At 57.4% G+C, this 24,228-nt stretch carries 25 protein-coding genes and 2 tRNA genes; 5 read left to right on the forward strand and 22 right to left on the reverse strand.

Going from position 1 to position 24,228, the window contains the following annotated elements; genetic code table 11:
• Positions 1–14 precede the first annotated feature (14 nt).
• From AC50YL_RS12610 to AC50YL_RS12685, 16 genes are all read right to left on the reverse strand, one after another.
• A complete protein-coding gene (locus tag AC50YL_RS12610) occupies positions 15–1,271 on the reverse strand; it encodes a glycosyltransferase (RefSeq protein WP_494832325.1) in 1,257 nt (418 codons plus the stop codon).
• Positions 1,272–1,291: 20 nt separating this feature from the next.
• The gene (locus tag AC50YL_RS12615) at positions 1,292–1,954 is read right to left on the reverse strand and encodes a sugar transferase (protein ID WP_494832327.1); all 663 of its coding nucleotides are present in this window, start codon (positions 1,952–1,954) and stop codon (positions 1,292–1,294) included.
• A gap of 13 nt (positions 1,955–1,967) precedes the next feature.
• A complete protein-coding gene (galU, locus tag AC50YL_RS12620) occupies positions 1,968–2,867 on the reverse strand; it encodes a UTP--glucose-1-phosphate uridylyltransferase GalU (RefSeq protein ID WP_494832329.1) in 900 nt (299 codons plus the stop codon).
• 260 nt (positions 2,868–3,127) lie between these two features.
• Complete coding sequence (locus AC50YL_RS12625) at positions 3,128–3,772, reverse strand: CpsD/CapB family tyrosine-protein kinase (protein WP_494832331.1); 645 nt, start codon at positions 3,770–3,772, stop codon at positions 3,128–3,130.
• On the reverse strand, positions 3,753–4,511 hold the full coding sequence (locus AC50YL_RS12630) for a YveK family protein (protein WP_494832333.1): 759 nt from the start codon (positions 4,509–4,511) through the stop codon (positions 3,753–3,755). Before AC50YL_RS12630 ends, AC50YL_RS12625 begins: the two co-directional genes overlap by 20 nt.
• Positions 4,512–4,766: 255 nt before the next feature.
• Positions 4,767–5,435: a response regulator gene (locus AC50YL_RS12635; protein WP_494832334.1), complete on the reverse strand. Its 669-nt coding sequence runs from the start codon at positions 5,433–5,435 to the stop codon at positions 4,767–4,769.
• Between the two features lie 5 nt (positions 5,436–5,440).
• The gene (locus AC50YL_RS12640; RefSeq protein ID WP_494832336.1) at positions 5,441–6,136 is read right to left on the reverse strand and encodes a sensor histidine kinase; all 696 of its coding nucleotides are present in this window, start codon (positions 6,134–6,136) and stop codon (positions 5,441–5,443) included.
• 682 nt (positions 6,137–6,818) lie between these two features.
• A complete protein-coding gene (locus AC50YL_RS12645) occupies positions 6,819–7,367 on the reverse strand; it encodes an acyltransferase (protein ID WP_494832338.1) in 549 nt (182 codons plus the stop codon).
• A 181-nt stretch (positions 7,368–7,548) separates the two neighbouring features.
• A complete protein-coding gene (locus tag AC50YL_RS12650; protein ID WP_494832339.1) occupies positions 7,549–7,689 on the reverse strand; it encodes a DUF4269 domain-containing protein in 141 nt (46 codons plus the stop codon).
• Positions 7,689–8,465: a phosphotransferase family protein gene (locus AC50YL_RS12655; protein WP_494832340.1), complete on the reverse strand. Its 777-nt coding sequence runs from the start codon at positions 8,463–8,465 to the stop codon at positions 7,689–7,691. The genes AC50YL_RS12650 and AC50YL_RS12655 overlap by 1 nt, the downstream gene beginning before the upstream one ends.
• 56 nt (positions 8,466–8,521) lie before the next feature.
• On the reverse strand, positions 8,522–9,739 hold the full coding sequence (lplT, locus tag AC50YL_RS12660) for a lysophospholipid transporter LplT (protein WP_494832341.1): 1,218 nt from the start codon (positions 9,737–9,739) through the stop codon (positions 8,522–8,524).
• A 184-nt stretch (positions 9,740–9,923) separates the two neighbouring features.
• The gene (locus AC50YL_RS12665) at positions 9,924–10,661 is read right to left on the reverse strand and encodes a DUF4247 domain-containing protein (RefSeq protein WP_494832343.1); all 738 of its coding nucleotides are present in this window, start codon (positions 10,659–10,661) and stop codon (positions 9,924–9,926) included.
• A 15-nt stretch (positions 10,662–10,676) separates the two neighbouring features.
• Positions 10,677–11,183, reverse strand: a complete 507-nt coding sequence (locus AC50YL_RS12670; protein WP_161745128.1) for a DUF4178 domain-containing protein — start codon at positions 11,181–11,183, stop codon at positions 10,677–10,679.
• Positions 11,184–11,208: 25 nt separating this feature from the next.
• A complete protein-coding gene (locus tag AC50YL_RS12675) occupies positions 11,209–11,613 on the reverse strand; it encodes a DUF350 domain-containing protein (RefSeq protein ID WP_161745127.1) in 405 nt (134 codons plus the stop codon).
• Between the two features lie 165 nt (positions 11,614–11,778).
• A complete protein-coding gene (locus AC50YL_RS12680) occupies positions 11,779–12,450 on the reverse strand; it encodes a PspA/IM30 family protein (RefSeq protein WP_494832344.1) in 672 nt (223 codons plus the stop codon).
• Positions 12,451–12,777: 327 nt separating this feature from the next.
• Positions 12,778–14,367 (reverse strand): phytoene desaturase family protein, encoded by a 1,590-nt coding sequence (locus tag AC50YL_RS12685; RefSeq protein ID WP_494832345.1) that lies wholly within the window; start codon positions 14,365–14,367, stop codon positions 12,778–12,780.
• Positions 14,368–14,644: 277 nt separating this feature from the next.
• Here AC50YL_RS12685 and AC50YL_RS12690 point away from each other — a divergent pair, with 277 nt between their 5' ends.
• The 4 genes from AC50YL_RS12690 to rbsK all read left to right on the forward strand — a co-directional run bounded on the left by AC50YL_RS12690 (position 14,645) and on the right by rbsK (position 16,529).
• Positions 14,645–15,199 (forward strand): GNAT family protein, encoded by a 555-nt coding sequence (locus AC50YL_RS12690; RefSeq protein WP_494832346.1) that lies wholly within the window; start codon positions 14,645–14,647, stop codon positions 15,197–15,199.
• A 39-nt stretch (positions 15,200–15,238) separates the two neighbouring features.
• Positions 15,239–15,314, forward strand: a tRNA-Thr gene (locus AC50YL_RS12695).
• 10 nt (positions 15,315–15,324) lie between these two features.
• Positions 15,325–15,401 (forward strand) — tRNA-Pro (locus AC50YL_RS12700).
• 213 nt (positions 15,402–15,614) lie between these two features.
• Entirely contained in the window at positions 15,615–16,529 is a 915-nt protein-coding gene (rbsK, locus tag AC50YL_RS12705; RefSeq protein ID WP_494832348.1) for a ribokinase, read from the forward strand.
• Between the two features lie 319 nt (positions 16,530–16,848).
• Here the strand turns inward: rbsK and AC50YL_RS12710 are convergent, their stop codons facing one another.
• Positions 16,849–18,249 (reverse strand): HEAT repeat domain-containing protein, encoded by a 1,401-nt coding sequence (locus AC50YL_RS12710; protein ID WP_494832349.1) that lies wholly within the window; start codon positions 18,247–18,249, stop codon positions 16,849–16,851.
• Positions 18,250–18,436: 187 nt separating this feature from the next.
• On the opposite strand from AC50YL_RS12710, the gene AC50YL_RS12715 reads away from it, so the two are divergent.
• Entirely contained in the window at positions 18,437–19,282 is an 846-nt protein-coding gene (locus tag AC50YL_RS12715; RefSeq protein WP_494832351.1) for an AraC family transcriptional regulator, read from the forward strand.
• 289 nt (positions 19,283–19,571) lie between these two features.
• Here the strand turns inward: AC50YL_RS12715 and AC50YL_RS12720 are convergent, their stop codons facing one another.
• The 5 genes from AC50YL_RS12720 to AC50YL_RS12740 form a co-directional block, all read right to left on the reverse strand.
• Entirely contained in the window at positions 19,572–20,708 is a 1,137-nt protein-coding gene (locus AC50YL_RS12720; protein WP_494832353.1) for a stalk domain-containing protein, read from the reverse strand.
• Between the two features lie 160 nt (positions 20,709–20,868).
• The gene (locus tag AC50YL_RS12725) at positions 20,869–21,771 is read right to left on the reverse strand and encodes a cation diffusion facilitator family transporter (RefSeq protein ID WP_494832354.1); all 903 of its coding nucleotides are present in this window, start codon (positions 21,769–21,771) and stop codon (positions 20,869–20,871) included.
• 149 nt (positions 21,772–21,920) lie between these two features.
• Positions 21,921–22,772 carry a phytanoyl-CoA dioxygenase family protein gene (locus AC50YL_RS12730; RefSeq protein ID WP_494832356.1) on the reverse strand — a complete coding sequence of 284 codons (852 nt, stop codon included), beginning with the start codon at positions 22,770–22,772 and terminating at the stop codon, positions 21,921–21,923.
• A gap of 188 nt (positions 22,773–22,960) precedes the next feature.
• A complete protein-coding gene (locus tag AC50YL_RS12735; RefSeq protein WP_494832357.1) occupies positions 22,961–23,395 on the reverse strand; it encodes a DUF1284 domain-containing protein in 435 nt (144 codons plus the stop codon).
• A gap of 36 nt (positions 23,396–23,431) precedes the next feature.
• Positions 23,432–24,196, reverse strand: a complete 765-nt coding sequence (locus AC50YL_RS12740; RefSeq protein WP_494832358.1) for a GNAT family N-acetyltransferase — start codon at positions 24,194–24,196, stop codon at positions 23,432–23,434.
• Between the last annotated feature and the right edge of the window lie 32 nt (positions 24,197–24,228).

Consider the following 24,228-nt stretch of genomic DNA (forward strand, 5'->3'; position numbering starts at 1 on the left):
TTGCTTGAACGGCGCTATGATAGAATCAGCTCCATGTTTTTGAGGGTCGCGGAGCTGCTGAAATGGCTCGCCACGTAACGGACCGAATTGCGCGAGACTTTATCGTTCAGCTCGTCGTTATTCAGCAGCAGCAGCACGTTCCGTACGATCTCCTCGTCCGAATCGCAGACGAACAAGTCCTCTCCATGGTTCGCGTCGATGCCTTCGATGCCGATCTGATTGGTCACGACCGGAACGCCCCAGGACATCGCTTCGACGATCTTCGTTTTGATGCCCGTTCCGAACAGCATCGGCGCGATCATCAGGGCGGAATCGCCCACGACCCGCTTCACGTCGTCCACTTCCCCGGTCACGATCACGCCCGGGTGCGTCTCCTGCAGGCGCAGCACGGCAGCGGTCGGATTCTTCCCGACGATATAGAACGTCGTGTCCGGCGCCTGCCGTTTGATGCTCGGCCATACCCGCTCGCAGAAGTAAGCGACGGCGGAGCTGTTATGCGGGATGTCCATCTTCCCGACGAAGACGAGCTTGTTGCGGTCGTAGCGGCGCGGCCCTTTGCCTCTCGTTTGATCCGGTTCGAACTTCATCGGAATGCCGTAGCATGATTCGTGGCGGGTCAGCTTTTGGAAGCTCTCCGCCTCGACCGGCGAGGTGAAGACGAGATGATGGAAGAGCGATGCCACCCGTCTCTCGTACCGGTCCAGCAGCTTGCTCTCGAAGTTGATCAGCCATTTCTGGATGAACTTCAGATCCGCGAGCCGCTTCATGCCGCCGGGCAGCTTGCCCGTGAAGCCGCCGAAGATCGACGGAATGTACTGGAACCATTCGAGCTGACGCTTGTAACGCAGCGACAGCAGGTCATCGTAGCTGAGCACCTTGCTGCCCTGCTCGTCCGATAAGTATTCCGCTACCCGCACCATATCGTACAGGATGAACTCCGGCTTCTCTTCCTTGATCGCGGCTTTGACTTTCCGATGCGTCTTCCGGGAGTAATAGAGCGCGACCTGCAGCGGCCATTTGCGCAACAGCACCGAATAGACGGCGATATTGTACAGTTTCTCGACCAATCCCGGCAGCTCGAGGCTTACGAGCCGGTCGATCTCGCGCGGGCGGTCCTTCAAGTACTTGGCGTCGTCCACGAAGGATAGGTTAACCAGCTCGCTATCGGGATAAATCTCCTTCATTTGACGGATGTACTGCAGCAGCATATTTTTCCGTCCGTCCGTGTTCGGAAATGGAAGCCGGTTCGTAATAAACATGATTTTCTTCATTGCAATCCCCGTCCCATCCGTTAAAAAGCATCCTTCGCCCCGACCAGGAGCTTGAATGTTTTGAAAATGATCTTCAGATCCCCCGCAATGCTTCTGTTTTGGATATACTTCAGATCCAGTTCGACCATCTGTTCGAAGCTGAGGTTGTTGCGCCCGCTTACCTGCCACAGGCCGGTGCAGCCCGACGTGACGGTCAGCCGCAGCTTGTCGTATTCCGAATACTCCGCGACTTCTCTTTTGAGCGGCGGTCTCGGACCGACAAGCGACATGTCGCCGATCAGCACGTTGATCAGCTGAGGGAGCTCGTCGATGCTCGTTTTCCGGATGAATTTGCCCACTTTCGTGATGCGGGGGTCATCCTTCATCTTGAACATCGCGCCTTTGATTTCATTCTGGGCAAGCAGGTCCTTCAGCTTCTCTTCGGCATTCGACACCATGGAGCGGAATTTGAACATCCGGAACGGCTTCTCGTTCTTGCCGATTCTGACCTGGTAGAAGAAGACCGAGCCTTTCGGATCTTCCAGCTTGATGAGCAACGCGACGAGCATGAACAGCGGCAGAAAGAACAGGAGACCCAGCAGAGCGCCCGTAATATCGATCAACCGTTTGACCACGGTATAGGAAACCAGATCGCCGTCCTTCGCCAGCGCGCGCCGGATCGAATCGTAGTCCGAAATCTCCATCACCGCATCCTGTTCATACCTTTGGGGCATTATTCTCACTCACTTTCTCGCGTTCGAGTATTCCCTCGAGCTCTTCCATGAGGGTATAGCGAAGCTCGTTGTTGCGCAGCGCGAATTCGATCGTCGTCATGATGAAGCCGAGCTTCTCGCCGACATCGTAACGGATGCCTTCGAAATCATAGGCATAGACGCCTTGGTCTTCGTTCAACCTTTGAATCGCGTCGGTCAATTGAATTTCGCCGCCGGATCCGGTCTCGTGTCTGCCCAAATATTCAAAAATCTCCGGCGTCAGCACGTAGCGGCCCATAATCGCGAGATTCGAAGGCTCCTGCCCTTTGGGCGGCTTCTCCACGAAGCGGTTGACTTTGTAGAGTCGTTCGAATTTCTCGAGCGGGTCCACGATGCCGTAACGGTCCGTCTGTTCGGGACCGACGGTCTGAACGCCGATGACCGATTTTCCCGTTTGCTCGTATTGCTCGATCAGCTGCCTGGTGCAGGGAATATCGGATTGCACGATGTCGTCGCCGAGCAATACCGCGAACGGTTCGTCGCCGATAAAATTCCGCGCGCACCAAACGGCATGTCCCAGCCCTTTCGGTTCTTTCTGACGGATATAGTGGAGTTCAACGTTGGAGGACTGCTGGACCTTCTTCAGAAGTTCGAGCTTTCCTTTCTCCGCCAACGACTGCTCGAGCTCGAAGGCAATGTCGAAGTGATCTTCGATGGCCCGTTTCCCTTTGCCCGTAACGACGATGATGTCCTCGATGCCGGATGCGATGGCTTCTTCGACAATGTACTGAATCGTTGGTTTATCCAGGATCGGAAGCATTTCTTTCGGCATTGCTTTGGTCGCGGGCAGAAATCTTGTACCGAGTCCAGCCGCTGGGATAATCGCTTTTCTCACTTTTGTCATTTGATCTCACCCTATCCGTTTTTATCTGTTTGTCTGTTTAATCATGATGCTAAAAATACGAGCTATGTTTTCTCCTTAACGAGTAAACATAGCTCGTACTTTTAGATAAAGCATGGAGCAGCGGGCATCCAACCCATCCTCACGTCATACCCTTGACGATGAACGTCTAAGGTCGGCTGACCCACAGCATGACCGAGTGCCTCCGGTGATAGAGGAGCAGGAGACATTTCCTAATAACCGGCGGGATAGGACGTCAACGTTTAACGGTTGACGTTGTTCAGCACGGCGCCGAGCAGCTTTGCATTGCCGTATTCCAGCGAAGCCTTTGCTTTTAACGCGATTTCGTTTTTCACTTTTCCGGCTTTCATGACCAGCACGACGCCGTCGCTCTTGCTGGCCACGACCAGCCCGTCCGATACGGAATCGATCGAAGGCGTGTCGAGAATGACGATGTCGAAGCGTTCCTTCGCCGCCGCCAGCAATTCCGTCATGGGAATCGATTCCAGAAGCTCGGAAGGATTCGCGGGAAGCGGACCGGCCGTGATGACCTGGAGGTTGCCGACGCCCGTCCGCTGAAGGACGTCGTCAAGCTCGCCATGCTTCGTTAATACCGTGCTTAAACCATGCACGTTGGAGAGACCGAATATGTCATGTTGGGCAGGCTTCCGCAAATTCGCGTCGATGACCACGACCCGTCTCTTCGTCTGGGCATAGGCGACCGCGATGTTGGCCGCGATCGTGCTTTTCCCTTCGCCGGGCAAGGCGGAAGTGAACGCGATCGTTTTTACGGCTTCCTCCCGGTTCGAGAAGGCGATGTTGGTCCTCAGGCTGCGGTAAGCTTCCGAAACCGCCGAAGCCGGATGCGAGTCGGCGATGAGATCCCGTTTAAGAATCGAGCGTGACATTTTTTCCCCCACCTCCCAGACTCGTCGTTTTCGGCTGCGCGCCCTTGTCGGACAAATCGCGCCGTTTTACCTTGGGAATCGCCCCCAGCACGGGAACGCCGAGCAGATCCCGGATCTCTTCTTCGTTCTTGACCGTATTGTTCAGCTGATCGAGCACGAACGCGATTCCGACGCCGACCATCGCCGAGAGGATGAACGCGACGACGATGTTCGTCGACGGGTGAGGCGATACCGCCTGCGGGTGCTTCGTCGTGTCGGCCAGGTTGAGCACGGACACGTTGTCCAGCTTCATCAGCGTTTTGATTTCCTGTTGGAACACCGTCGAGACCGCATTCGCCATTTTGGCCGCCCGTACGTACGAACCGTCTACGGCGGTGATGGACATCACTTGCGTTTCGTTAACGGACTTCACGCTGATCTTGGCGATGAGCTCTTCCGGGCTCGCATGCAAGTCCGGATATTGATCCGCGACTTTCTTCATGATGCGCGGCGTGCGGATGATTTCCTTGTACGTTTTAATCACCATGGTGCTCGAGCTGATGGATCCGACATCGATGCTCGTGGCGGTCTTTGTCGTGTCCGTTTGCTGATTGTTGACGATCAGTTGGGCGGAGGCCTCAAATTGCGATGGCAGGAAATGGGTCGAGTAGAAGCCGACAGCCGTGCAGCAGACAACAATGAGCAGCGCAATCATCCATAGCCGTTTTCGGATAACACTCCAGTAGCGTAGCAATTCCAAGCTGTTTCCTCCGATACCGATTTCGTTCATGTAACGATGAACAAAAATATATTTTTTTCTGAATATTCTGACTTATAATGGCGGTTCTGCTGGCGTTTTTCGCTTTCGGCCCCGCGTTTTTCTTGCGTTGACGGGCCTTTTCCTTGCCTCACCTTAATTCTATAGCGACCACGCCTTACAAGACTATTACGCGGCAGGATGATTTTATTTCTACTCCGGTCGTATATCCGACTACTACCTTCGAGCTGCCTTTTGTTACACTTTAGTACCAGTCGGGTCGAGTTTCTCTTCCGCGCGATCCTCGGGCGGCGAATAAGCCGTCATGCCCCGCGACTGCGCGTATAGGGCAGCTTGCGTACGATCGTTCAGATTAAGTTTTTGAAAAATGCGGCTGACATGCTTCTTGACCGTGAACTCGCTGATCGTCAGCTTTTTCGCCATCGCGCCGTTCGACAGTCCTTCGCCGAGCGAGATCAAGACTTCTCTCTCCTTCGGCGTCAGTTTCTCCAGCGGATCGTCCGCTTCCTTCCGGATCAATACTTCCATCAAACCCTGATCGAAGTATTTACGGCCGCGGTCGACCATCTTGATGGCGAGCAGCAGCTCCTCGGGCATCGAATCTTTCAATACGTACCCGTAGGCACCGCTCTCCTCGGCACGGCGGACATCGAACTCCGCCGCGGACGATGTGAGCATGATGAAACGGCACGCGAGATGGCTGAAATTTTCCACCAATTCGAACCCGGAACGATCTCCGAGCCTAATATCGACGATCGCCATGTCCGGCTCCGTCTTCTCGATCAACTTCAGCGCATCGTCGACGGCTTCCGATACCCCGACGATTTCGATTTCTTCTTCGCTTGCGAGAACGGCGATCAATCCTTTACGGACCAATGGATGATCGTCCACGATAACGACTTTCATGCTTATCACCCGCTTTTCGTATTTTGGCCGGATCCTTCGCCTGCGCCGGCAATGTCGGCCAATGGCAGCCAGAGCAGGATCCGTGTTCCGCTTCCTTCCTTGCTCTCGATATCGAAGGTGCCTCCGAGCGATACGGCAAGTGCGTGCATATTGCAGAGCCCGAAGCCCGAATTGGACTTGTTCATCTTGGATCTAACGTCAAAACCGGATCCGTTGTCCTCGATCGCAAGCTTGACGGCACCCTGCTTCATGGTCAGGTCGACGCTCACGCAGCTGCTCGCTCCATGGCGGATCGCATTGCCCACGCCCTCCAATATGGTTCGGTACAAGGCTTTCTGATGATTGATAGACAACAGGCTGCAGGATTTGGAGGCATGAAAAACGATGCTGATCCCATTGAGCTTGGCTTGATTGGCCAAATGCGATTTGACGATCCCGATCCAGGAATCGGTGTCGCTGCCCGTCGTGCTGAGGTTATTGATCGTGGCCCGCAGCTCGCAGGAGGCCGTCGAAGCCGCTTCCTGGATTTCCTTCATCTGCTCCAGCTTTTGTTCCTCGGTCATATCCTTCCAGCCGCATTTGATAGAGTGCATGGCGTAAATGATACCGAACAAATGCTGGGATACGCGATCATGAAGCTCCTCGGCGATCCGGTTGCGCTCCTCAATAACAAGCCGTTTTGATTCGATCTGAATTGCCATCGCTATCATCACCTTTCTTGCCGCTCATTGAACACAAATGCCAGTTGAAGTATCAGCACGCCAGTGACCTTGCCATTGCGAAATCTTCAGTCGCTCCGCGGATAGAATGAGAAAGCCTTAATGTTTTCGCCATATATCCGCAATTTTGGACAACGCTCTCTATTCCCAACATACCTTGTTGGTATTAACATGGACATGCTTCAGGAGTACTGAATTTATTCCTCGTACATCCTCACTTTAACAGTGACCTTGGTCTCAATTCGTCCCGATGAATTTTGTCGATCGACCACCTTTTTTCAGAGAAACGACCCTTTCGCGAACATGGGTCGAAAAATTGCCGCAATGCTGGATTTGAAAGATATCTGTAAGAATTGAAAGCGTTTCATTCGAGCGGTTTTTGGATGCAACGGAACGTGTCAGGACCGCAGGCCTCATTACCCATGCGGAACCATGAAATTTGGTGAGCTCGCGGCGGCTTGTTCGGGCATCGGGCAAGGGCTGATGAATAGCGGTGTCACAATTTAGACACAATTATTGGGCCAACGATCCTCTTTATACAAATATTTCTATTGAATTTTTTGGCATTTTTCCTCTATTCTCCTAAATTTTACTCAAGTAGAAGTATTCGGCATGGTGCTTTTGCGCAACTTGCAGGGGTATCGATGAGATTTCTGAGAAAAATTTACTGCCTAATCCACCCCTCCGGAATGTCGAGCTCGCGGATGATTCTCGCCGGCGTTCCGGCGACGACCACGTTCTTGGGAACGTCCTTGTTCACGAGGCTGCCGGCGGCGACGACCGAGTTCTCCCCGATCGTGACGCCGGGCAGAATCGTGCAGCGCGTTCCGATCCATACGTTGTTTCCGATAACGATCGGTTTGCTCGCATCCGGACTATCGTTTGCGTCGAGTTGGTGGTACATGCTGTCGAGGATGCTGGTGCGCGGGCCGATTTTGACGTCGGACCCGATCGAGATGCGCTCTCGGGCCGCAATGCCGACCCCTGCATTAATGAACGTATTATCCCCGATTTCCAGTACGCCGCCCTTCTCCACGGTAAGCTGCGTCGCCCATGGCTTGCCCACGAACCGAACGCGTTTCCCGATTCGCAGCGTCCCTGACCGATTCACGTAAAGCTTCCCTTTGATCCATGGAAGCTCTCTCAGCGAATGTCCTCCTTTCCCGAATCGAATCATCCATTTCAGCCTTCTGAGCGTGTTGACAAGCATCATGCGTTGCCCTCCGAAATTCAGTTTACGTTCCGGCAAGCATTTACCCATGTCGGATGCGTATTGAAACAATGGACCCGCTAAACAAATTGTAAACCCGCGAAAAAAAGCCCTTCGCCCTGCCGCCGCAGCAGCAAAACGAAAGACTTATTTAGAATAAATTTATTTAAATTTTAGCCATTCCTTAGAAAACAACGCGTGTCCCCCCCCCCCCCCCCCCCCCCCATGATCCGAATTGCAATAAAGCCGCGTAAGGGGCACCTTCAAGCCTCATTATTCGCGTACATGCCGCTTCCGTCTTCGCGCCTTCCGTCCTTAGCCGCATTAGAAAAAGGCATAGAGCCCTTCCTCGTAATAGCGATATTCTTGGGTCGAGACGCGCAAGCAATCATAGGCTTCGTAGAACAATTCCACGTCATGCGCGCGTTGAAACGCATTCGGCTTCGGCCTGGTCGCCAGCGCCGCATCGTACCGGGGATCGCCGAAAGCGGCTCCGGACCAATCGATGACGCCGACGACGGCCTGATCGCGGACGAGCACGTTGTCGATCGTGAAGTCGCCATGGATCAACGTCGCTCCGATCGGGTCCGGTCTCGACCGTTCCAATTCAGCGAGTAATTCCGCGCTGCCGTCCACCGCATGATGAGCCAAATTCGATCTCGCCTGCAGCAGCATGCCGTCCAACCAATCTCTCGCGCGCTTCAATCCCGCCGGGCAAGGCGTTTCATGGATTCGCTTAAGCGCGGCACCGTATTCGTGAATGGCCTGCTCCCGTTTCGATGCGCGATGCTCTGTCGCCAGAAACTCCCGCAAACGCGTTCCTTCTATATAAGACATCACAAGCCAACTGCTGCCGGCCTCCTCCGCGCAGCCTAGTACGTCCGGAATCGGCAAGTTCGCGGATTGGAGCAGCCGGAGGCTCCGATGCTCCGCTCGCAGCCATTCGCGGTATAGCGAATAATCGCATTTCTTCATTATATACATTCCGCTGTCGGTCGTCGCATGCGCCACGACCGACGTATGTCCTTGGACCGGCAGTCTGAGTTCTCTTACTTCCCCGGTAAGCCGAATGACCGATTCCGGAATATCCCCCAGTTTCATCCTGCCCGCCTCCCGTTCCTGGTTAAGCGTCTTGTTTCCCGGTACGCCCGGCTTGCTCAGGATACTTGGTTGCTCTGATCGGCCCGTTTGCGCCGTTCGGCCCCTAGTACGTTCGGCAGCTGCGTCGCCAGAAACAAGATGAACGCGAGCAGCACGAGGCCGATGCCGATCACGGAGCCGTTCACGGAGACATCCATCTGGCTGAGCGTCAGATAGATCAACAAACCGCTGACCGTGAGAATGTTTTCGCTGAAGTTTTGAACCGCGATCGTCTTGCCGGGACCGATGGTCGACTTCCCTTCTTCCTGCAGCATCGTATTCAGCGGAATCACGAAGATCCCGCCGAAGATGCCGATCAGGAACAGCAGCACGATGGTCAGCCAGAGCACGTAGGTCATCGTGGCTACCATTACCGATGCGACCATGAACAAACCGTAATAGAATGCCCGGTGCAGCTTGCCGGCCGGCACCAGCTTCGGCGTCAAGAACGCGCTAACGACTACGCCGACCGCCGTGATTCCGATCATCATGGACTGCTGGTCCGTGTCGGTAATGCCGAGGTTGAGCGGCAGCCAAGCGATCAACGCGATGCGCAGCACCGCGGCCGTCAGCCAGAACGAGCCGGTGCCGATCAGCGAGAAGCGCGCGCGCGGATTGCGGAACATCGTACCGAAATCCCGTAGGAACTGCATCGCTTCCTTGCCATACCGCAGCTCGGCGTTTCCCGCCCTGGCCGGAATGACGAGCGTCATCAGCAAGGAGAGCAGGTAGACGCCGAGACAGGCAAGTACCGCCGGAAGATCGGAGTTTTGCGCCAGGAAGCCGCCCGCGACCGTTCCCAGCAGGATGGCCAATATCGTGGAACCTTCCACCTTCGCGTTCGCCCGAAGCAGCTCGTCCTCGGTCCGGGTCAGCTCCGTCAGGATGCCGTACTTCCCCGGCGAATACACGACCGCGCCGATGCCGACGAATACATAACACAACGCCGGCGGCAGGCCGAACAGCAGCATGCCGATGCCGACGGCCTTCAAAGCGTTGCCGAGCAGCAGCACGTTCGATTTTGCCTTCTTGTCGGCATACGCGCCGACGATCGGCGCCAAGATCACGTACGCTGCCAGGAAAGCGATCTGGATATAATTGACCGCGATGTCCGGGTTCTCCACCCCTTGGCGCTTCACCATGCCCACGATCAGAAAAAAGTTCAAATTATCCGCGAATGCGCTCAGAAACTGCGTGAGCACGACCGTATTCAGCGGCGATAACATTCGTTTCATCCACGTTCCCCTTCCTTTATGTACGACTGACTATCGATTGCAACCTCCCTATCATACCGCAATGCGCATGCCTGCTTAAAGTCCGAATTTCGCCTTTTTCACGCAAAAAAAAGACGGCGGCAGAAACCGTCTGGTTCCGTCCGCCATCTCTATGCTCACCGTAACGAACCGTACGCGCGCAGGCTCATCGTCGCCTGGATACTCTGCCGAAACCGACCCGCGTCTTCGGCTTCGACGACTTGCGCGGCGTGAGCCATCTGCCCGATTTCTTGCCGCTGTCCGTATCCCGGGTAATCTTGCCCTTCGACGGATTGTCTGTCACGCCGCCCGATCCGGACGGGCTCGTCGACACGGCGTTCTTCGAGCGCTTGAACACCGAGCCGGTGCGCGTCACCGTCATCGGCGGCACGGCTTTCTTCTCTTGGTCCGTCGGCGCATGGTAGCTGCCGCCTGTCGGCTTGTACGTGCCGCGGTCGTCGTAACCGCGATACGTGCCGTGACCGTAGCGGCCGTTATCGAACAGATTGCCGAGGAAGCTCGCGAGCAGATACCCTTCCAGGAAGCTCGAGCTGTAATTGTTGCGGACGTATTCCTGGGAATCCACTTCGATCAGCGTGTCTTCCGGCTTCGCCGTATCCTGCTGCAGATGAATGATGCGGTCGGAGTAGACGAGGAACATATGGTCCTTCGCTTCGGTAGATTCCTGCTGCGGTTTATCCGCATCCACGAGCGCCTTCGCGACCTCGGGCACGCTCACCCCTGCGGCGCGGTACACGTACGAGGTTTCGGCCCCGCTGCCGTTCACCGATTCGAGCGGATATTGCTCCTCGATCTTCTGATTGATGCCGCAAGCGGCCAGCAGCGGAAAGACGAGCGTGAAGACAAGAAATAATTTAAGTAAGTACGAGCTCTTGCTTCGCATCCTTCTCATCCTCCCCTAGTTTCCGCGGAGAACGCGAACATCGGCAGCAAGCACGTCTTCCCCTTCGTACAGCATGAAGCGGCCGTCCTGCCACTCGACCCGCAGCAGCTTCTGGTCGTCCGACTGATACTGCCATACGTATTGCTCGCCGCCCTGCACGAACGGGGTTCTGCCGGCCGCCGTGACGAAGCCGGAGTATTGCTCCTCCAAGTGGAACGTCCTGTCGTCCAGCTCCAGCTCCGTCGGCACTTCCTCCACGGAATCCAGACGGCCGTCGATCGGCTCGTAGAGCGCGTAGACGGTACGCTCGCGTTCTTCGATCGTCAGATAGCGAATGGCCGATCCGTCCTGCAGCGTGAGCACGACGAGATTGCGCTTGCGGTTCTGCAGTCTGCCGACCACCTGGTAGGTCACCAGGGATACCTCGCAGACGTCGCCGGGACCGATCGTCAGCAAGCTTTTCTCCACGATCGGCGGCTCGGGTTTAGCGATAATGTTTTTGATGCGCGAAAATATGCCCATGGCGATCGCTCCTTACGATTCTAGTTTACAAGCACGCCCCGATAATGAGCGCCCCCGCCAGATGCAGCGAACCCGTAAACAGCGCCGGCGCGATCTGGTTCTGCTTCGTGCCTTCGGTGAGGTCCAGCCCCGACATCGCCCGGAGCGCGAATTCGACGAGGCTCTCGATGAGCAGCAGGATCACGAACGATATGGCCGATACGAGCAGCGCTTCCCACAGATCGTCCGATGTCGTGATGGACCGCGAGAGAATGTAAGCCTGCGCGAGCAGCTTCATGATGAAGCGGGTCGTCACCGCCACGTTCCCTTTCTTGATTTCTTCCAAATCCTTGTACCGGGTAAACAGCGAATCGACCGCCATCAGCACGATCAGCAGCACCGCGCCCGCTCCGGTCCATACAAGAATGCCGAGCATCTCGTCAAGTGTCATTCGTCAAGAGCCTCCATCGTCTAATTTGCCGCAGCGCCGCGCTTCGCAAAGAAAAAACGTCCTTGGGCGGATGGAAGGCAGCGCGCGAAGCTTAGCGGTCCATGCCGGCGGACGTTCATTCCGATTGCGAACAAGCGGATTGCTTAGTTGTAGTATACTACGCGCTTACTCTTTTTTCTCGTATTGCTTCATCAAAGCGGCCAGTTCGTCGTCGACGGCTTTGTTCGTGCCGAGCGCTTCGAATTCGTCGTCGAGCGACTTGCCTTTGCTGCTCATTTCGTTGCTTGCTTCGGCTTGCGCTTCCGCCTGCAGCATCTTCTCTTCCATCCGCTTCAAGCCGGACATCGCCGTATCGGAGCTGAATCCCGCCATCGACTTGTTGATCTCGGCTTGCGCTCTGGCCGCTTTGTAACGGGCTACGAGCGTTTCGCGTTTGTTTTTCATTTCCGTCAGCTGGTCGCGCATCTCGCTCAGCTTGCCGCGAAGATTGTCCGCGGACGCTTTGTTGGAGTCGTAGCTGACCTTGTACTCGTCGCGCTTCGTCTCGGCGGCTTTCTTCTCTTCCAGCGCGCGTCTAGCGAGCTCGACGTTTTGCATGGAGGCTGCCGTGTGCGCTTGCTCGCCGCGCTTCTGCACGAGCGATTCCTGCTCTTCGTACAGCTGCTTGAATCGTTTCTCGATCGCGATTTGCGCGGCTACCGCTTTCTCCGCGTCTTCCAAATCCTCTTGCATGTCGCGGATATATTGGTCCGTCAGTTTGATCGGATCTTCGGCTTTCTCGATCAGGGAGTAGACATTCGACAACGTAAGGTCGCGCAGGCGTTTAAATACAGACATGGTTTCATTTCCTCCTCGATAATGTGCTGTTCGTCAGCGTTTATGCTACCTAATACGACAACGAGCCGGATTGCGTTTCAAAAAAATTCGCGCGCGGAATAGCGGATTCCGGTCTTGCAGCCTTGCCTGCCAAAATGCGGCACGCGCCCGAGTTGGAGCCGCCGGCGCCAGTTAAGCTCATTCTGCCCGCTCATCGAAAGCGACATCCTTAATTTAACATACGGGACGGAAACAAGGAAAGAGCCTATCGCGGCGCTAAACGCCGCAAGAGGCTCTCGTCGCGCTCATCCGAGCCATCGATCAGGCCCGGCTGTCAGCCGAACGGCGTCATCGATCGAGAGAAAGCAGCTGCTGCGCCACGATATAACCCGATCCGCCGTTAATGCCGTGTCCCGGCCAAGTAGCGGCGCCGAGCATGTAGAGATTCGGGATTTCCGTGCGGTGGCTCGGCTGCGAAGGCAGAGGACGGAACAAATAGCTCTGCGCGAAGTCGTGCGATCCGCCGTAAGGGTCCCCCGGACCGGAATTCGGATTGAAGCGGGCAATGCTGTCCGGAGTAATGACGGATTTGCCGATGATGGCGCCGGGGAGATTCGGAATATGCTTGCCGGCGACGGCGATCGCGCGCTCCGCGAACCGTTCGGTCAACTCTGGCATCCATGAGCCGTCGCCGACGTCGATCCGGCCTGCGGCATCCCCCCTCGGACGGCAAGGAACCTCGAGCACCTGGATCCGCATGATCGCTTTGCCCTCCGGTGCCCGGGTCGGATCGAGATTGGTCGGGCAATCGACCGTAAAGGTCGGCTTGGCCGGCAGAAGATCGGCCATCCCTTGCGCAATGGCTTGGGTGAAGCCGTCGAGCCCGTCGGTCAGATGTGGCTGGCCGACGCGCGCAAACCGCGAATCCGGCCACTTCGGCGCTTCGCTCAGCGCGAGATGAATCTGCACGCAGCCCCTTCCGTAACGGAATCGCTTCGCTTGGCCGCGAATGTCCGAGCTGACTTTCGTATCGGCCAAGAGCGACAAGTACAGCTGATCCGGTCCGGTGGAAGCGACGACCGCATGCTTCGCGCGGTATTCCTCGCCTTCCGCCGTGCGCACGCCGACGGCCTTGCCGTGTTCAACGGCGATCCGTTCGGCCCGCGCGCCGGTAATGATCGTACCGCCCTGGTCTTGCACCAGCCGCGTCAAGGCCTGCGCGAGCTTCTCGCTGCCGCCTACGGGAATCGGCATCCCGCCGCCCATGAGCGCCATTGCCGTGAGCGGCACCCAGATGCCGCTGCCGACCTCGTCCGGCGTTCTGCCCAGATGCGTGACCCATGACGCCAGCATCGCGCGCGTAACCGGCGATCGGAAATCGCCAACCGCGTTGCGCGCCGTGGAATACAGGGAGGCGGCGAACGCCGAATAGCCTTTCCCTTCGGAACGATGGTCATGCAGCAGCTTCCGGATAATCTCGGAAGCCCGTTGACCCGACAAATCCAGATTGAACAGCTCGAATACATCCCCCGCATACGGCGCGAACGACTCGAACAATCGTCCCATCGCCGCGCCGTCTCCCGGCGCGAGACGTTCGGCTTCGGCGGCCAGCTCCTCGCCCGTGCGCGCGAAGACGGCCGTCTCGCCGTTCTCCATCGACACCCCGGTCGGAAGATCCGTGTTCGCGTATTGCAGTCCACGCGCCTCCAGCGCTTCCCCGAAGTCCGCGTACGCCGGTCCGGTCAGAAACAGCGGGTGGGCCGCGGCGTACACGTCATGCTTGAAGCCGGGAAGCGTCAGCTCGTCCGTTCGCAAATAGCCCCCTGGTCGGTCGTTCTTCTCCAACAGGAGGACGCTTCTCCCCGCGCGCGTCAAATAAGCGGCTGCGATCAGTGCGTTATGGCCGCTTCCAATCATGATTACGTCATACTCGTTCAACGGCTATTCCTCCTCCATGGCTATCGTCCAAAACCAGTCTATCGCAAGCTTAAAGCGAGGGTTGTCGGATCTTGTACTAGATTCCAAAGATTTCCTTAATAATTGCGAAGTTGCGTCGGATTGTCGCGGTTTGAGGCCGTTCATATGTGATAACGGCACGTATAAGCATGTTGAATAATCCTCGTTCCGCGCTCGGGCGCGGCGCATAATGAATAATTTCAGACGATACGAGGTAATACAATGTAGAAACCAATCCTTTCGACCGGGAGGTTCAACGATGGAAAACGCGTTCGTTCAATCCCAGATCGCCTGCATCCGAAACGACGGCTGCTTCGTCCATGACGTTCAGCCGGCCAAATCGGGCGTCACAGTCATTCTCTATTCGCCGCTCGGACGCTGCGACATTCACGCCCGCATCGTCTATCCGAGCGGCGTGGCGACGAGGCGGCATATGAACGATCTCTCGCTGCATGTCTCGCCGATCGGCGGGACGACGGTCAAAGCATGGAACCTGCAGTATATCCGCATCCTCGGCGACAAAGTCAACCAGGGATTCGGCTCCATCATGATGAGACAGCTGCTGCTGCTTGCGGAGCGAGAAGGGATTGCCTATATCGAGGGCCGCATGAGGCAGGCCGAGCATCGGGAGCATCTTGACCGGCTGCGGCATTTCTATGCCAAATTCGGCTTCGCCGTCGACGAGCAGTTCAACCTGCGGTGGGACAACGCAAAGCTGCAGCCCGCGCCGTCGCATTGCGCTTTTGAGCGGAAGCGTTTCTTCCGGTTCTCGCGGTTCCAGAAAGCCGAAAAAAAGGACTTGCATCCTTTTTAAAGGATATGATAAAATATTTTTTGTGTTCAGAACACAGTTGCCGGTGTAGCTCAGCTGGTAGAGCAACTGACTTGTAATCAGTAGGTCGGGGGTTCGACTCCTCTCGCCGGCACCATCTTCGCTTTCGGGACGTAGCTCAGCTTGGTAGAGCACCTGGTTTGGGACCAGGGGGTCGCATGTTCAAATCGTGTCGTCCCGACCATCTTAACAATCGCGTTCAGGTCATGGACGTTCAAGACGACGCAAATTGCGTTCAACATTACGCAAATTACAATGAAGCGCGGGCAAACGCCCGGGCTTTTTTTGTTGCCGCCGATCCTCCCGAATTGACGATGATTTTTGCCGCATGATATAGTCGGGATGCACATGTTAGGTAACCGTTACCACATTCCCTCAAACGCAAAGGATGATAAAGATGACGCAAAAACCGCGAATCGCCGTTGTCGGCAGCTTGAATATGGACCTCGTGATCTCGATGCGGCGCATGCCCCGAATCGGTGAAACGATCCAAGGCGACGACATTCATTACATATCCGGGGGAAAAGGCGCGAATCAGGCGGTCGGCTGCGCCAAGCTCGGCGCGGACGTGCGCATGATCGGAGCGGTCGGCGGGGACGGCTTCGGCGACCAAGTCATGGCGCGGATGAGCACCTTCGGCGTCGGCACGGATACGGTGTCCGTCCTGAAGGACGCGGCTACGGGGACGGCTACCATCCTGCATGCCGAGAACGACAACAGCATCGTTATCGTGCCCGGCGCCAACGGCATGTGCACGCCGGCGATGATTCAGGCGCACGCACCCGTCATCGCGGAAGCCGATGCGCTGATCGTCCAGCTTGAGATCCCGCTTCCCGCCGTCGAAGCGGCGCTGCGGATCGCCCGCGAAGCCGGGGTGCGCACGATCGTCAATCCCGCCCCCGCGCTCGCGCTGACGGAGGAACAAATCGCGCTCGGCGATTATTTCACGCCGAACGAGACGGAATTCGAGTTCTATTGCGGAAGACCTGCCGCGAACGAGGACGAGCTGTTCGCCCAGATGCGGGACTGGCGGACGAGATTCCCGCATCAGACGCTGATCGTGACCCGCGGCAAGCACGGCATCTCTTGCTTGGCCGGAGACGGCGGCGAGATCGTCACGGTCCCCGCTCCCATCGTGCAGGTCGTCGATACGACCGGCGCCGGCGATTCGTTCAACGCGGCGCTCTGCTACGGCCTCGCGGCGGGTAGGAGCCTTGAAGAGACGCTTCCGCTGGCCGTCAAAGCCGCGTCCCATTCCGTGACGGTCTTCGGCGCGCAGGACGGCATGCCGACGATGGCGGATCTCGCTTAGAGCCGCCCGTCCGGGCTCGACCGGCGCTGCCGAATGGCAGACGAGACGGTAAACCACCGCAAACAAAAACGGGCGATGCAGCAGCTGCATCGCCCGTTTTTGTTATGCCCGTTTCTACCGTCGACCGGAACCTCGCAAGTCCGCATGACCGCTCGTTGCCCTACCCGCACCTCGTTGGCAGACGGAAGAATACCCGCTTCGGCTCTTTCCATGCAGCCTATTCAATATATCATCCCGGTACCGACAGCCTTTCCTTGTGGCCTGTAGCTGACGCCATCCATGCATTCTTCACCTGCAGCCGTATGACTGTTCCTGCCTATCAGAACGTGCTGGCAGGCGTCGTATCGGAGCACCAGCGCGTATTGAACAGCTCGTTCATCAGCACCTTGTGCGCTTCCTTCGTGCCGATGCTGCGCAGCGCTTCCAGCGCATGCCCGCGCACGTAGCGGTTCTCGTCCGCAAGCGATCGCTCCAGGGCCGGCACGGCATCCGCGGCGCCGGGGCCGACGCGAACCAACGACAGGCCGGCCGTGAACTTGACCTGCGTGTCCTCGTCCGACAGCGCCTTGATCAGCGCGGGCACGACGGCGGACGGATTCGCGCTCATGATGCCGAGCGCTTCCACGGCCGTGCGGCGAATCTCGACAGTCGGGTGATCCAGCAGCGCGGCGACCTGCGGCACGGCGCTTTCCGCCAAGCCGCGCAGCTCGGAGAGCGCGAACACGGCATTATTGACGGCGATCTCGTCCTCGCTCGCCAAGGTCTGCGTCAGACCGGCCACCGCTTCGGAGCCGGCGGTCGACAATCCGTACGATGCCATGCGCGCGCGCTTCTTGTAGCCGCCGCCCAGCGCGTCCAGCAGCACGCGGATGCCTTCCGGCCCGCTTGCAGCCAGATCGTAGGCCGCCGTGAGGGCATCCGGCTCCCTCGATCCCGTCAGGCGCGCCGACAGCGCTTCGATCGCTTCGGCATTGCCCGGCTTGGAACCCGCCCGCGAGGCGACGCGGCCCGACATCCAATTCCATACTTCCTCCGCGATCGCTTCGTGGGCCAAGGGTTCGGGACCTTGCACCTGGCGGAAATCCGCCTGCCGGTTATCCCAGGTCGGCGCGGTCGGCGCTTGCGTCCGCATGAATTCGAATTTCAGCATGAAGCGCGGCTGACCGAGCAGATTCGGCGTCGAGCGATGCCAGATATCGTAGTGGATCAGCGCGAACGTGCCCGCTTCGCCCTTCGCCGTCGCTTCCTCGGCCATCTCGTCGGAAGCGAAATTCCGGCCGTCCTCGTACTGCGTGCCCGGCAGCACGCCCGTCGGTCCGAGCTCCTGCGGCGTGTCCTGCGGGAAATACATGATCATCGCCCACCACGGGTGATGGTTGCGCAGCCTGTCGTAGCCCCAATAGCTGTCTTTATGCCACGCGCCCGGCTTCGGGATGGAATTGTAATGCCCGTGGCGATGCGTGTGGAGCAGATAGTCCGGTCCGAGCACGCTGGTGAGCGCGCCGGTGATGACGGGATGCTCGAATACCCGCTGCAAATCGCGGATCCGCGGCAAAATGTTGTTGCCCGGGTTGCCCTCCTTGTCGTAAATCTCGTTCAGTTGCGCTACGAGACGTTCATGGAACGCTTGCGGGAAATCCGTTTTCAAGATTAAAAATCCGTTTACGATAAAAGATTTGAGCTGCTCGTCGGTGAGCAGAAGCGGTTGTTGCTGCGTCATTGCCTCATCGTCCTCCTCGGTTGTCTTCTCCTCCCCATTATAGGATCCGTCCGCGCGCATTCAAATGGATAAGGCTAAGAATGAAGGTGCCAAAGTTAAGGTATCCGTTTGCAGCGGCGCCCAAATGGTCTATGATGGGACCATACGCTTTCCATTCCATAGATTCGGTCCGTAAGGAGATCCCCGCATGAGCATGAGCATGAACATGAAACGCGAGCACGGCGCCTTGACCGACCTGCTGCATTCGCTGCAAATCGACCTGCAAATCGCGCACAAGACGCAAGTGACGCACGAATGGCAGGATTACGATTTCGTCCCCGAATACAATAAGCTGTACTACATCCTGGAGGGCGAGGGCTGGCTGAAATCCGGCGAAACCGAGCTGACGCCGGCGCCGGGCGACCTCTGCCTGCTGCCCGCCTACGTCAACCAGTCTTACGCGACGCTGAAGAACCGGCCGCCGTTTCTGAAGTACTGGTGCCATTTCACGTCCTCGATCGGACCGTTCGACCTGTTTCAATGGATCGGCGTGCCGCTCTCCGTTCCCATCGCCGACCGCGAGGAAATGTCCGCCTTGTTCAAGATTCTCGCCAGCTCGTACGGCAATGCCTCGGTCATAGCCAGGCTGCGCGAGAAATCGATCCTGCTCGAGATCATCTCCCGGTACCTCGAGCATGTGCCGATCACGATCCTGCAGCATCGTTCCGAGGATTTGAAGCGGATCCAATTCATCCAATCGTATATCGACACCCATATGGAAAGCAGCCTGAAGGTGGAGGACATGGCGAAGGCCGCCCACCTGCATCCGAATTATTTCATCGCGTATTTCAAAAAGCAGTTCGGCGTGCCCCCGCTCAAATACATCAGCCGCAGGCGGGCGGACAAAGCGAAAATCCTGCTCTCGACGACCGCGCTCAGCATCAAGGACATCGCCGATCAGACGGGCTTCAAGGAAACGAACCATTTCGCGAAATTTTTCCGCAAGGAAACGGGTCAAAGCCCGACGGAATATCGGCTGCTGCATGGCAGTTAGCCAGCGGTTTCCCTGCAAGAAGCCTAACGGCAACAAGGCGATCTCCGCAGCGGGCTGCTGCGGGGATCGCCTTGTTTGTCGTCGGCACTACCCGAGCGCCGGGTCGACGCCCGGCCATACCAGTGGAGACTTGACGAACATCGGCTCGGTGCCCGCTCAACAGCCGTGAGCTGCCAGCCTCGCGGCGCTCAACGCAAAAACGCCTCTTGAATACCCAAGAGGCGTTTTTGCCGAATTTCACAGCGCTGCCGAACCTTGCATCATCGGCATCACGTAGCGTGCTTTTTGCTTATCTGCGGGCATTATAGCCGATGAACGTCTTGGAATCGAGGTCGAACACGACCGTCAACGGTCCAAGCAGCTCGTCTTGGTCGGTTTGGTACGTTACGGTGACCAGTTTGCCGCCTTTATCCTTCACGGCTTGCAGCAGTTTCTTCGCTTCGTCGGTCGTAGCCAGCACGCCGGAATCGGCGGCATTCACCACTTCGACTACCGCTTCTTCCTTCTTCGTCTTCACGTGCGACGCTTGGCCTTCGGGAAGCTTGCTCCAAGCCAGCGTTTGGAATTCGGCGATCGCTGCAGGGGCAAGCGAATCCTGTGCCGGTTTATCCGTCAGCGCGACCAGGTAGAACAGCGGGCTGATCGGCGGCAGGCTCTTCGTCATTTCCGGACCGTAATAAGCGACGACCTTCGTGCCGGCTTTCAGGCTTTCCCAGTCGATCGACGAGCCTTGCGCGTTCATGAGCTTCGTTTCTTTGCCGGCATTCAGCACGATTTGCGATGCAGCGTCGGCGCCGATCGTGACTTGCCAGCCGTCTTCCGTATGTTTAACCGCCGAGATCGTGTCTTCTTTGACCAGACGCTCCGCGCCGACCGTTACTTTCACCGCGTGGGATTGTCCCGGGAAGCTCATGGTCATCATCGGACCGTATTCGGCGACGATTTCCGTGCCGGCTTTCAAATCTTTGGCCGCGAACGTTTTGCCGCTGCCGTCCGTCAATTTCGTCTCTTGATCGACGGTCAGCAGTACCCAGCTGTTCGTGCCTCTGCCGACGACGTCAAGACGGTATGTACCGTTGTCCATCGGCGTTACGCTTTGGATGACGCCGGAGAGCATCATCAGCTGCGCTTCTTGGTCTCCGCTGCCGTCGTTGCCTTGGTCTCTGGAAGTCAGCGTAAGGCTCTTATCCTTCGCGTTGTATTGTACGTCGAAGCCGAGCGCGTTCGCTTCGCTCTTCGCCGGGAGATAAGCTTGGCCGTTAATGAATACCGGCTTCATGGACGTGTTTTGTCCGTCGACCGTCACCTTGATGTCGCTGCGCACGAGTCCGTTTACTTTTTGGAACAAACCGGATGCCTCCGCGGCGACCGCCGAGCCCATCAATCCTACAAGCGTTGCCACGATAATGATTTTCTTCTTGTTCATGTTGTTTTGCCCCTTCCAATCGTCACGAGTAGTTGTTGTATGATCTTACATGTCCTCAGACGGCGACCTTGCGAAAAAGGTTGCAGCACTTTTATTATTCGTCCCTAGGCACTAGACTCCGCATGCAAAAGCCGGCATCGTTCATGCCGGCTCGATCCCGCTATTCGTCCGCGTACCATGGATTCAGATGCACGAGCACCTCATCCACTTCGGGATGGGCGTCCTGCACTTTTTTCTTGATCTTGCGGATAATGTCGTGCCCTTCCTGAATGGTCAGCGTTCCGAGCACCGCTACCCTGGCGTCCACCAGCACATAGTGGCCATGTTCGCGCGCGCGCAGGCGGTCGATCCGGCGCACTTCCGGCACCTCGCGCAGATGCTCCATGATGTCTTCGACCTTCTCGGGGCTGAGGCTCTTGTCCATCAGGACATCGACGGTCTCGCGCGCCATCTCGATGCCGAGCCGAAGGACGAGCACCGAGACGATGACGCCCGCGGCCGGATCGCCGTACCCGAGCCAGACGATATCGATCCGTTCGCCGAGCCAAGCCAGAAAGATGCCGATCGACGCCGCGAGCGACGCATAAACATCGGCCAAATGATCGTACGCCGTCGCCATCAAGGCTTTGCTGTTGACCGTCATGCTGACGCGCTTCGTATAGATGTACAGCAGCTGCTTCACGATCAGCGATACGACGGCGGCGGCGAGCGCGATCAGATGCGCTTGGCCCGGCGGATGGAAGAACGCCAGAACGGCATGATAGCCCATATACAGCGCGGCGAGCACGAGTATGAACGCCACGACGCCCGCGCCCAGCACCTCGGCTTTGCCGTGGCCGTAAGGGTGGTCCTCGTCAGGCGGCTTGCCCGAAAGCCGCATCGAGCTGTAGGCGGTCGCGGTGGCGATGATATCGCCGGCGTTATGTATCCCGTCCGCGATCAGGACCTGGCTCTTGAATACGATCCCGACGATGAGCTTGATTCCCGTAAGAAGCACATTGCTGAGCAGAGAGACCCACATAGCAATGACAGACGATCGATTTCCCAAGGCGTCTCTTCTCATCTCCTTCGTTTGCCGGCGCTTTTCTTGCAGAGGAATCTTACCATTCTCGCCCAGTGAAAATCAAATATACTTTTCCATTATTCGCAGCACAAAACAGGCTTCGCCGAATCATGGGCGATGCCTGATCTTGTCGCGCCGTCCGCCTGCCGCTAACCGTTCAAAGCCGCGGCTCGCGCCGCTCGCGCAAGCGCCGGCAGATGTCCTTGGTTCTCTTGAATCTGGCGCAAATGGCGCATGCGTTCCGGACCGGCATCGTTCAGCACCGCCTCGCCGTGCAGCTCCTCCACCCAATACGGGGCAAAGGTACCGACGTACTGATGAAGTTCGTCCATATGCTCCTCGGTGTAACGCCGGGAAAAGTTGAGCAGCAGCACCCTGCGGTTATTGCCGCCGTTAAAGGCCGCGTGCTTGAGGTAATTGTTGAAGACCAGCAGATCGCCAGGGCGGATATCGATCGGCACCGCCGGCAGGTCCGTCCGGTCGACGCCCCACTGCGCCTTCATGTCCGACGATTGAATCTGTTCCTTCAGGATCTCCGTGAACCGGTCGCCGATGAACTGGCTGCCCGGAATCACCCGCAGCGCGCCCGTGTCCTTGGTGACGGGATCGAGGTAAAAGGAAAGATTGATGCTCTTGAGGTTGCCCGGCCACGGCCTATCCATCGTCGTATCGGAATGCCAGCCGGTATCGCCGACGTATTTGTTGCCGGCGCTCGTCAAATAATTGTAATCTTCGCCGAGAAGCGCGGAACAGATATGCATGACCCGCGGATCGTCCAGCAGCGCGGCCAGCTTCCCGCTGTGGCCGAGAAACGCGACGATGGTCGACGTCTTGACGAAATCATGTTCCCTCCCGTTGAAATTGCCGCCCATCTTCCGAAACACGCGATCGAACTCGTCGGTGATTTCCATGATTCGGTCCTTCATCAATCCCCTGAATACCAGGTAACCGAACGTGTCGAAGAACGCCTTCTGCTGAACCGATACGCTGAATTCCGTCATGCCCACACCCTCCGTTATTAGAGAAATAGACACTCGTTTCGTCGCTCATCCTTATCTTAGTCCCCGTTGAAAACGATTGCAAGATTAGAATGCGCCTTGGCCGATCGCGACAATTCGCGTGCAATCGGCGGGGTTCAGCAATGGGAAATCTTCGCATAACAAGCGGCGGTCCGGCGTTCAGCCGATCCTCATAGCGCTTCTGATTGCGGCAGCGGCGGAAGCCATTCTCCCCGCTTGATCGTGCGCACGCCGGCTTCGCATACGCCGTAGGAGCGCCATTGGCAGGTGATGCACAAGTCGTTGATATCCTCGGGCATGACGTTCTTCCGAACCCGTTCGATGACGGCGGTCCAAGGCAGCGTCAGCCCGACCTGAAGCTGCAGCCGCTTCAGTACGCGCGCGTCGAGTCCGGCGACGGAATCATTCTCGCAATGCGCTTCCTCGCCTTCCGGGAAGCAGGCGCACAGATCGTCGGGACCCGCGATGATCGTCACCTGCGTGCCCGGCTCGTCCCGCAGCCGGTTATAGACGTTCGTCATATTGGCCGCATACGCGGCCGAATACCCCATTCCCCGAAATCCCAGCAAACATAGCATATGATGGCCTCTCAGCCGAATGTCCATGCGCGAACGTTCCCCTTCCGAAGGCATGAATCCCCCTTAACCGCCGCGTTTCTTGACGCGGAACCAGTAGGGATACAGCTCCTCATACGATAATTTGGCATACAGCCGATTGGCCGGCGCGTTGCTTTGCACGACCTGCAAATAACTGCGCGCGGCCCCGTTCGTCCTCGCCCACTGCAGCATATGCCGGATCAACCGCTCCCCATGTCCTTGATTCCGATGCGACGGCGCGGTCGCGATATCGTACAGACCGACGTACTCCCCTTCAATAACGGCAAGGCCGCAGGATGCCGGAACCTTGTCCGCGTAGAGCGTGAAGTACCCGGTCTTCATCGTGATCGCGTGAAGAATCCGCGCGGCCGCTCCTTCATTGCAAGCCGGGATATCGTTAAAACCGCACATCAGGCCCAGCCAGGAATACGACAACCGATCCTCGCATTCGACGGCCAAGCCCGGATCGTAAGCTTTAAGCTTCCGGGGCGAGTCGAGGTTAGGTAACATCATAACACGCGAAGGCGTGTCCAGCACATAGCCGCGCGCTTCCAACGCAAGATCGAGCCCGTCCGGGGCGAACGGCGTCAGCTTGAAAATCGTATCCTGCCCCGCACGGTCGTAGAAGGCTTCGCAGGCATCGATTTTCCGCCGAAGCGAGGCTGCCGTCTCCTCCTGCGCGTACAGCGGATGGACGGAGTTCGCCCGTTTCGTGTAGCCTTCGGCCAATCTGAGCAGCCAGCCCCCGTGCGCGACGGTCTGCTGCGACGGCCATGCATTCATCGTTAATTCCTCGATCGCAACCGCCATTCAACCGTCCCCCTTATCCAATAATTATGTAT

The organism is Paenibacillus sp. J22P277 (assembly GCF_059383675.1).